General features: G+C 41.0%; 8 protein-coding genes and 1 pseudogene. 5 read left to right on the top strand and 4 right to left on the bottom strand.

What is annotated here, in order from left to right; all coding sequences use genetic code 11:
* Positions 1-114 precede the first annotated feature (114 nt).
* On the bottom strand, positions 115-606 hold the full coding sequence (locus IQ229_RS04500) for an RpnC/YadD family protein (protein ID WP_228013121.1): 492 nt from the start codon (positions 604-606) through the stop codon (positions 115-117).
* Positions 607-924: 318 nt separating this feature from the next.
* Entirely contained in the window at positions 925-2,673 is a 1,749-nt protein-coding gene (locus IQ229_RS04505; RefSeq protein ID WP_194041663.1) for a serine/threonine protein kinase, read from the bottom strand.
* A 401-nt stretch (positions 2,674-3,074) separates the two neighbouring features.
* On the opposite strand from IQ229_RS04505, the gene IQ229_RS04510 reads away from it, so the two are divergent.
* Positions 3,075-3,383, top strand: a complete 309-nt coding sequence (locus tag IQ229_RS04510) for an NIL domain-containing protein (RefSeq protein WP_190892551.1) — start codon at positions 3,075-3,077, stop codon at positions 3,381-3,383.
* Positions 3,384-3,447: 64 nt separating this feature from the next.
* Here the strand turns inward: IQ229_RS04510 and IQ229_RS04515 are convergent, their stop codons facing one another.
* Positions 3,448-4,125 carry a response regulator transcription factor gene (locus IQ229_RS04515; protein WP_012407592.1) on the bottom strand — a complete coding sequence of 226 codons (678 nt, stop codon included), beginning with the start codon at positions 4,123-4,125 and terminating at the stop codon, positions 3,448-3,450.
* Positions 4,126-4,733: 608 nt separating this feature from the next.
* Positions 4,734-4,928: a hypothetical protein gene (locus IQ229_RS23725; protein ID WP_228013123.1), complete on the bottom strand. Its 195-nt coding sequence runs from the start codon at positions 4,926-4,928 to the stop codon at positions 4,734-4,736.
* Between the two features lie 301 nt (positions 4,929-5,229).
* Here IQ229_RS23725 and groES point away from each other — a divergent pair, with 301 nt between their 5' ends.
* The 4 genes and pseudogenes from groES to IQ229_RS04540 form a co-directional block, all read left to right on the top strand.
* A complete protein-coding gene (gene groES, locus IQ229_RS04525; protein ID WP_100898362.1) occupies positions 5,230-5,541 on the top strand; it encodes a co-chaperone GroES in 312 nt (103 codons plus the stop codon).
* A gap of 107 nt (positions 5,542-5,648) precedes the next feature.
* A complete protein-coding gene (gene groL, locus IQ229_RS04530) occupies positions 5,649-7,283 on the top strand; it encodes a chaperonin GroEL (RefSeq protein ID WP_194041665.1) in 1,635 nt (544 codons plus the stop codon).
* A gap of 83 nt (positions 7,284-7,366) precedes the next feature.
* Positions 7,367-8,179, top strand: coding sequence for a DUF4351 domain-containing protein (locus tag IQ229_RS04535; protein ID WP_194041667.1), 813 nt, complete (start codon positions 7,367-7,369; stop codon positions 8,177-8,179).
* A gap of 118 nt (positions 8,180-8,297) precedes the next feature.
* Positions 8,298-8,538 (top strand): annotated as a pseudogene (locus IQ229_RS04540) (hypothetical protein); the annotation flags it as partial.

The raw sequence follows: 8,538 nt of genomic DNA on the forward strand, positions 1-8,538 counted from the left end.
GTTATCGCCTCTACACAAACCAATTCCGTCTGCGCGGATTAATAAAAACATTGAAACCCGCTAATGCGGGTTTTGTTTGTATAGCCATGTATTTTCTAAAACTATTAATTAAAATTAAGATTTTTGAATCTCCTCTTGTAAAACTTGAACTTGCTCAACAGATAATTCAGTAACTTGAGCAATTTGCTCTAAACTCATTCCAATTCGCAACAAATTTAAAGCCAACTTTCTTCTTGTTTCGGCTTCGCCTTTAGCTTCACCTTCTTCTAGGATTTGTTGATAAATGACTGATTCGCGCATAATCTCACTCCTTAAAATCTTGCTAATTACATTTTTATCTAACACCAGACCTGCTAAAATTCCACTGGCAGCAGCTATATTTCTTTGTAGCTGGCGATCGCTAATTGCTTCAACTGCTTTGGCTACTTCGGTTAATACCATTGTAGGATCGTTTGTCTGACTTAGCACGGCAAAGGGTAATAGACCTGGAATACTCAAAAACCTGTCTGTCGGTTGTTCCCACAGACGTATTACCTCAAACTGATGGTAAGTGTTGTTTAATTTAAAACTGTTTTCACTGACTAATTGTGAACTTGTCTTTCTCAACAGGATATCCAGGAAGTATTTCTCCTGTTGAATCAAGCCAAGTATATTTAGTCAATACTAACGAGTAATGATATCGATTATATATACAAGATCTGATTGCTTGCTCTTGGTTATAGGAATTTTTCAGATATTGATTAATACTATTTGTATCAAATTTCATTCGCTTGTAATAATTATAAGAAAGTATATCTCCTTGGCAGCTTTTCACTACTTGAGCTAGTCTGTTGATATTTACCTGTGCATCACTTCTCATTGATGTTAATAAGAAAACCGAGCTAGTTACCACCAAAGTAATTAAGCTTCTCACTACGAATTTCATCATTGATTTCCCTCTCTTATTACTTGTTCTAATTCATCGGAAGCTTTAGGTATGGGATATGTAGATTCCCAAGGATTAGGGATGTTAGCCCCATCATTATTTGTATCTACTGCATTATTTGGTAGTTTTGTTATAACTTGTTGCTTAGATGGTGGTTGCCGTTTATTTGAGGATGTTACAGTTATTTTTGGTTGCTCCTTAGTTTGCAAGTAAACTTGTTTAGCTTTTTCAAGGCTAATTTTTGTCTGTTGCTGTTTTTCGGCTTGTTGCCTTTTTTGTGTTATTAAAGCCCTTGCCCTTATATCAGCATTTAACTGCTCTCTTCTTTGCCTCATTTCTCTTTTTTCCCTTATCACAGCTTCTAACTGCTCTCTTTCTGTTCTAAGAGCAGCTTCTTTTCTAATAGCCGCTTGTCTTTCTTCCTCCGCTTTTAAAGCAGCTTGAAGTTTTTGTTTTTCTATCTCCTCTATTTGAGCTTGTTCGGTTTCTACTTTGTCAGATGTAGGTAAAGTTGAAGGACTTATTGTAGGTTGAGATTTAACAGTTAATGGGATTTCAGGAATTTGGGTAACTGGACTAGGAATAGCTACCGGAACATTTTCTACAGGAGAAGCAGAAACCGGATTTTTGGTGTTTGGTTGATTAATAGCCGCAATAACAACAGCAAAACATCCTAGTCCTAAACCAATGAGAACTTGCCAAATTTTTTGGCTTTGTTGAGTCTGGCTAGAAGACGCATTGACTGATTTTGCTCCACCGACTGAGACAGTAGCAACAGAACTAGATGAGGCAGCAGATTTAGACCCATTGCTTGATTGAATTGCCGTTTGTGGCCATAGTATTCTAGGCGTTTGTAACGCTTTTTCAATTCCGTCCAATTTCTGCAAAATCACTTGCGTATTTTGAGGACGATGATTTGCAGTAGGAGCCATCAAATGGTCGATTAAATCTGCCAAAAGTGGAGAAAGATTGAGTGCAGATTTTCGCCAGTGCAACTCATTAGTCAGAGGGTCATAAATTTCTTTATCCTGGGGTTCCTTACCTGTGAGCAGAAAAATAAAAGTCCGTCCCAATGCAAAAAAGTCTGACTGCTGTACCGAATAACCGTTTTGTTGCTCTGGCGGTGAATAGCCTTGTGAAAAAATTCTGGTATGGGAATTTCCCGCCACAATGGTTGTCGTGACTTGTCGAACTGCACCAAAATCAATTAAGACAAGCTGCCCACTTGGTTGCAGCATGATATTCTGAGGCTTAATATCACGGTGAAAATATTTATGAGCGTGTACTAAAGCGAGAATTTCTACAAGTTGTTTTAGCCAATTGAGAGCTTGAGCTTCAGAAAGACGTTGATAATTACGAAATTCCATCCACTGCTCTAAATTTACGCCTTCAATTTTCTCCATTGCTAAACAGTGCAATAGTACAGAGCTATTTTTAGGTAAAACAGTAAAATAACCATCTGGTTCTACCTTGGGAATACCCGCACTGTTTAGCTGACTCAAAACCTTTGCTTCCTGCTGAAACAGTTCAATGGCTTTGGAGTTCTTCTCAGTCAGCACTTTTAAAACTTTAGTTTTCCCACACTCGTCAACTTCAAAAGTATTACCAAAGCCACCTTGTCCTAGTTGTTTGATTACCCGATAGCGTCCTTGCAATAGTATTTCTGACCCACAGTTACGGCAAATAAGGTTGTTTGCATTCACTGCATCAACAGGTTTTGGACAATGGGGATTTATACAATAGGTCATTACACAGAAGTAAATATCCTAAAGAGTCGATTTTTATTGATATCTAAACAGAGGGTTAAACCTATAAGGTTCTATTAATAGAGTTCCCTAAAATTTTGACGAAGTAACATATATAGCAGTTACAACTTCAGTAGTAAATCTTATACACAATAAATTAGGGTTACAACAATTGTTGTAACCCTACAGATTGGCTATACTCAATCTGCTCGAAAATCGCTATAACATAACAATTAACCTCATAACTGCCGAATTATGAGTAATTCTTCACATTTACTACATCTAGATTAATGGTTTGCCAAAGCAAATACTTTCTTGCTTGCCTGCGTGGGATAAGTGACGCTAGTGTTAAAAGAATTGTGCAAAGTAAAACCTCCATCCCAGAAGTCGAGTAGGAAGCTAGAATGGCAATTCCAAATAAACAAGTAAAATCTAATACTGATATTTTAGATAATAGACGCACCCAAACTCGCATCCAAGTTCGCATTCCTAAAGACTTGCATGAGGAACCAGTCATTTCACGACTGGTTTCTCACTATGGGGTCATAGTCATTATTGCTGATGCTCAGGTAAGCGCAAACGTGCCACAATATAGCTGCTTCGATCTGGAACTGCGAGGTACTGTTTCTCAGATTGAAAGCGCCCTAACTTACCTAGATGAACTGGATTTAGAAGTTTTGCACCAATCCAGCCCTGAAGAAGATGGTTGGTAATTAATTTTCGATTTCGGATTTTGGATTTTAGATTATCAATCCAAAATCCAAAATCTAAAATTCACTATGCCATTTGATTTTCAATCGCCCACCGCGCTAGTTCAGTGCGGTTATGGAGATTAGTTTTGCCCAACATGTTGGACACATGGCTTTCAACCGTACGCTGACTAACATTTAGTTCTTCAGCAATTTCCCGGTTAGCTAAACCCCTAGCGACAAACTGGACTACTTTCAGTTCGGTTGGGGTTAATTGCACATCGAAGGGAACCTGGATACGGGAACCGTTTTCGCCTCCTTTAGCTTGGTGTTCTTTCCAACGGATAGTTTGTTTCAGTGAGGATTCAACTTGCGCTACGAGTTCTTCTGGTTCAAAAGGTTTGACCATATAAACATCAGCACCTTTATTCAGACCCTTAACTCGGTCTGCACTTTGTCCCTTAGCTGAAAGGAAAAGAACCGGAATCCAGCTGGTGCGTTCGTTTTGCCGGACTTGTTCCACAAAAGTATATCCGTCCATTTCCGGCATCATCACGTCGCAGATAATCATGTCTGGAACATCTTGCTCTAAAATTTCCAGAGCTTCACGTCCATTTTCAGCGGTGATGACTTCGTATCCCCGGAATTCTAAGTAATCCTTCACCAGCAAGATGAGGTTAGGGTCATCATCAATCAATAGAAGTCGTTTGTGATCTTTCATGCTGGGCTCTTTCATAGCAGTGGCACTTGTCGCGCTTCGGTCCATCAAAGTCTTGAATATTTATCCTCTATGGTGGGTTATTTCGAGATGTTGTCCTTTTTCCTACTTAACTCGCCTTTGCTGTCTCGAAACCTCAAAAATGCCGAGCACTTTCAAGAGACTAGTAGCTAGATAGCAAAAGTCCAGCAAGGATACGTATAGCAGTAGTATCTATAATGCGCTATTATATATCGCTTTGAAAGGGGCGGGGTAAAAAACACTGATTAAATAATAATCTTTCGGACTTACAAGTAAGTATTGGCTTAAAAGATGACCCAACCTCAAAACCAACCCGCACTTTCTTAAAGCTTACTGCTATACCATATCTTTTGGTTGTTAAGCCTCTATGAGGTGTTCACAAGAAACTAGGGAAGTTTCTGGCAAAAGATGGATTGAAAACGCATATTCTTCTACCACCTTATTGCCTATTCAATGTTCTCGGATAATCCGCAGGATAACTTCCGGGTTTGCTTGGCGATACCAGACACCATCAGGGTAAACCACCATTATGGGTCTAGAACCAGAAACACGCAAGCAGTTGGCTTTAGTTTTATAGACGCAAATAGAATGACTTTACTACGGCTCATCGAGTTTTAAATCTTTAAGTCGCTTTTTTAAGTAATCCCAGAATTCCAGACTAGCTCGTTTTGAGCAGCAATTGCCTGGTCAGCGCAAATAAAAATGTCTCGCTGAATTTTTGCAAGTCCTAAACTTTCTACACAATTACTCAGGGTCTTATGTTCCAAAGATTGAGTTTTTTGGGGAATTTGATGGTTGGACTGGATCGCTGTCACTGTATTGTTACTCATCGAGCGGCTCCCTGATTACAGTTCTATAACAATTTGCAAGCTTTGCAAATAAAGTTGACTGGAGAGTAGGGAATGGGGAATAGGGAAGAATTTTCATAACTCTTAATTCTCCACTCCTTACTCTCTTCGTAACTTACAGAACAAAACCCGCAAGGTATAAATAATTAAGCATTTATACTTAAGTACATCTATGACCTTCTAGTTCGGGAACCCGTACTCAAGGCATTCTTGCCATTAGACGCCACTTTTCGGTAAATTAGCACTCAGGAGTTGAGAGTGCTAAACTCTGGAGAAAATAATTATGGCAGCTTTATCTCTAAGCGTTTCTACAGTTAAACCTTTAGGCGATCGCGTTTTCGTAAAAGTGAACGCCTCTGAGGAAAAGACCGCAGGTGGTCTGTATTTGCCCGATACCGCCAAGGAAAAGCCCCAGGTAGGGGAAGTAGTGGCTCTTGGCCCTGGCAAGCGTAATGACGACGGAAACCGTCAGGAATTGGAAATTAAAGTCGGCGATAAGGTGCTGTACTCTAAGTACGCTGGCACTGACATCAAGCTCGGCACCGAAGAATATGTACTGCTTTCTGAAAAAGATATTTTAGCAGTTGTTATCTAGTGGGGAGTGGGGAATAAGCAATAGGGAATGTCAAAGACAATGCCCAATGCCCAATACCCAATGCCCAATTCAAAAAAAATTGACTTACTCCCGGAATTTAGACACCTATGGCAAAGCGCATTATCTACAACGAAAACGCCCGTCGCGCCTTGGAACGAGGCATTGACATCCTGGCTGAGGCTGTAGCTGTTACCCTTGGCCCCAAAGGTCGTAACGTAGTCCTAGAAAAGAAATTTGGCGCACCGCAAATTGTTAATGACGGTGTAACGATCGCCAAAGAAATCGAGTTAGAAGACCATATTGAAAACACTGGTGTAGCTCTGATTCGTCAAGCTGCTTCTAAGACCAATGATGCTGCGGGCGATGGCACCACCACTGCTACCGTTTTAGCTCACGCGATCGTCAAAGAAGGCTTGCGGAACGTTGCAGCTGGTGCTAACGCAATTTCCCTGAAGCGCGGTATTGACAAAGCTACTGCCTTCTTGGTAGAAAAAATTGCTGAACACGCCCGTCCAGTGGAAGATTCCAAAGCCATTGCCCAAGTTGGTGCGATCTCGGCTGGTAATGACGAAGAAGTTGGTCAGATGATTGCCCAAGCAATGGACAAGGTGGGCAAAGAAGGCGTAATTTCCCTAGAAGAAGGGAAATCTATGTTCACCGAGTTGGAAATCACTGAAGGGATGCGCTTTGACAAAGGCTACATCTCTCCTTATTTCGCTACCGACCCTGAGCGGATGGAAGCGGTTTTTGATGAGCCTTTCATACTGCTGACCGATAAGAAAATCGCTTTGGTACAAGACCTTGTACCAGTGTTAGAGCAAGTAGCTCGTGCTGGTCGTCCTTTGGTGATTATCGCCGAAGATATTGAAAAAGAAGCTTTGGCAACCTTGGTAGTAAACCGTTTGCGCGGTGTACTCAACGTCGCTGCTGTTAAGGCTCCTGGCTTTGGCGATCGCCGCAAAGCACTACTAGAAGATATCGCCGTTTTAACTGGTGGTCAACTAATCACTGAAGACGCTGGTCTGAAGCTAGATAACACCAAGCTGGATAGCCTGGGTAAAGCTCGCCGGATCACCATCACCAAAGACAGCACCACAATTGTTGCCGAAGGTAACGAAGCTGCTGTTAAGGCTCGTGTCGAACAGATTCGTCGTCAAATCGAAGAAACCGAATCTTCTTACGACAAAGAAAAATTACAAGAGCGTCTTGCTAAACTCTCTGGTGGTGTTGCTGTAGTGAAAGTTGGTGCAGCAACCGAAACCGAAATGAAAGACAAGAAACTGCGCCTAGAAGACGCTATTAACGCCACCAAAGCTGCTGTGGAAGAAGGTATTGTTCCCGGCGGTGGTACAACTCTGGCTCACCTTGCTCCTGAATTGGAAGAGTGGGCAAAGACCAACCTTAAGGATGAAGAGTTGATTGGTGCTTTGATTGTTGTTCGTGCCTTACCTGCACCTCTGAAGCGGATTGCTGAAAACGCTGGTCAGAATGGTGCTGTTATTGCTGAACGCGTCAAAGAGAAGGATTTCAACATTGGCTACAACGCTGCAACCAACGAGTTTGTTGATTTGTTAGCTGCTGGTATTGTTGACCCTGCTAAAGTAACTCGTTCTGCTCTGCAAAACGCTGCTTCCATCGCTGGCATGGTGTTGACAACCGAATGTATTATAGTTGACAAGCCTGAGCCTAAGGATAGCGCTCCTGCTGGCGCTGGCGCTGGTGGCGGCGACTTCGATTACTAATACTTTGTAGTTACATAATTTGTAAAACAGCTGCTTTCCTTGTGGAGGCGGCTGTTTTTTTCTGTCAAAAGAAGAGGAAAAGGGTGAGTTACGACAACGCTTGTAAATATTTAGCTGAACAGTACCCAGCCGAGTTTGCCCGTTGGTTGCTTGGGGTAGAGGTGCAACAAATTAAAGTCTTAAAAACGGAACTCACGCTTGAACCAATTCGCGCGGATTCTGTGACATTTTTGCAAGTAGCTAACCAAATTTTGCACATTGAATTTCAAACTTTGGCGAAATCTAATCCGGCGCTTAATTTCCGAATGCTCGATTATTCTGTGAGGTTGAAGCGCCAGTATCGTTGTCCTGTAGTGCAAGTGCTAATCTTTTTGCAGGAAACTACTAACGAAATGGCTTTTACTGAAGAATATCGGGATAACACGACGATTCACCAATATCAGGTTGTTCGTCTTTGGGAGCAAGATTCAACACTATTTTTAGTTAATCCGGCGCTGTTACCTTTAGCAAGTTTGACGCGAACTGACTCGCCACAAACTTTACTGGCACAAGTGGCTGAACAAGTCGCTACAATTCCAGATAGGGAGGAGCGACAGAATATCGCGGGTTGTGTAGAAATTCTGGCGGGTTTGCGGTTTGAAAAGGATTTGGTTCGGCAATTTTTACGGGAGGATATTATGAAAGAGTCTGTCATTTATCAAGATATCGTTCAAAAGGAAGCATTGAAATTGATTAGTCGTCAGCTTAAACGGCGCTTTGGTGATATTGATGGATCATTAGTTGAGCAGGTTCGGAATTTATCTGCTGAACAGTTAGAGGAGTTGGGAGAAGAACTGCTTGATTTTTCTGAAGTTGCTGATTTGGCAGTTTGGTTAGAGCAGCAAGAACAAACTTAATCAAATTGTGAAAGCTGCTGTTTGATGGAGGGGTTATTTTTTATTTTAATCATACCCTAAGTAGAAAGATAAGTTAAGTTAGAGAAAATTGTTTATCAAAATAAAAATTTCCGCATCTATGTCACTATTAACAGATGCTCTAGATAGAGTTTTAAATTGGTTTCAAGACCACGAGGATTTAGAATTTGCTCATTTTCAATCCTTAGAATTTGGACTCACATATCAGGAAATTGAAGAAAAAGTAACTGAGTTATTACCTTTTCGTTTACCTAAAGAAGTTTATGAACTTTACCAATGGGGTAATGGAGCATATATTGGTGAGGAAAGATATGCCAGATTTTTTAATAATTATGTATTTT

It is taken from the genome of Nostoc cf. edaphicum LEGE 07299, from assembly GCF_015207245.1.
Lineage (GTDB): Bacteria > Cyanobacteriota > Cyanobacteriia > Cyanobacteriales > Nostocaceae > Nostoc > Nostoc edaphicum_B.

What these genes read in the sequence shown, in the direction of transcription:
- IQ229_RS04505 (WP_194041663.1), bottom strand. Translation starts at nt 2,673, where the DNA reads ATGACCTATTGTATAAATCCCCATTGTCCAAAACCTGTTGATGCAGTG.
- IQ229_RS04510 (WP_190892551.1), top strand. Translation starts at nt 3,075, where the DNA reads ATGGCAATTCCAAATAAACAAGTAAAATCTAATACTGATATTTTAGAT.
- IQ229_RS04515 (WP_012407592.1), bottom strand. Translation starts at nt 4,125, where the DNA reads ATGGACCGAAGCGCGACAAGTGCCACTGCTATGAAAGAGCCCAGCATG.
- IQ229_RS23725 (WP_228013123.1), bottom strand. Translation starts at nt 4,928, where the DNA reads ATGAGTAACAATACAGTGACAGCGATCCAGTCCAACCATCAAATTCCC.
- groES (WP_100898362.1), top strand. Translation starts at nt 5,230, where the DNA reads ATGGCAGCTTTATCTCTAAGCGTTTCTACAGTTAAACCTTTAGGCGAT.
- groL (WP_194041665.1), top strand. Translation starts at nt 5,649, where the DNA reads ATGGCAAAGCGCATTATCTACAACGAAAACGCCCGTCGCGCCTTGGAA.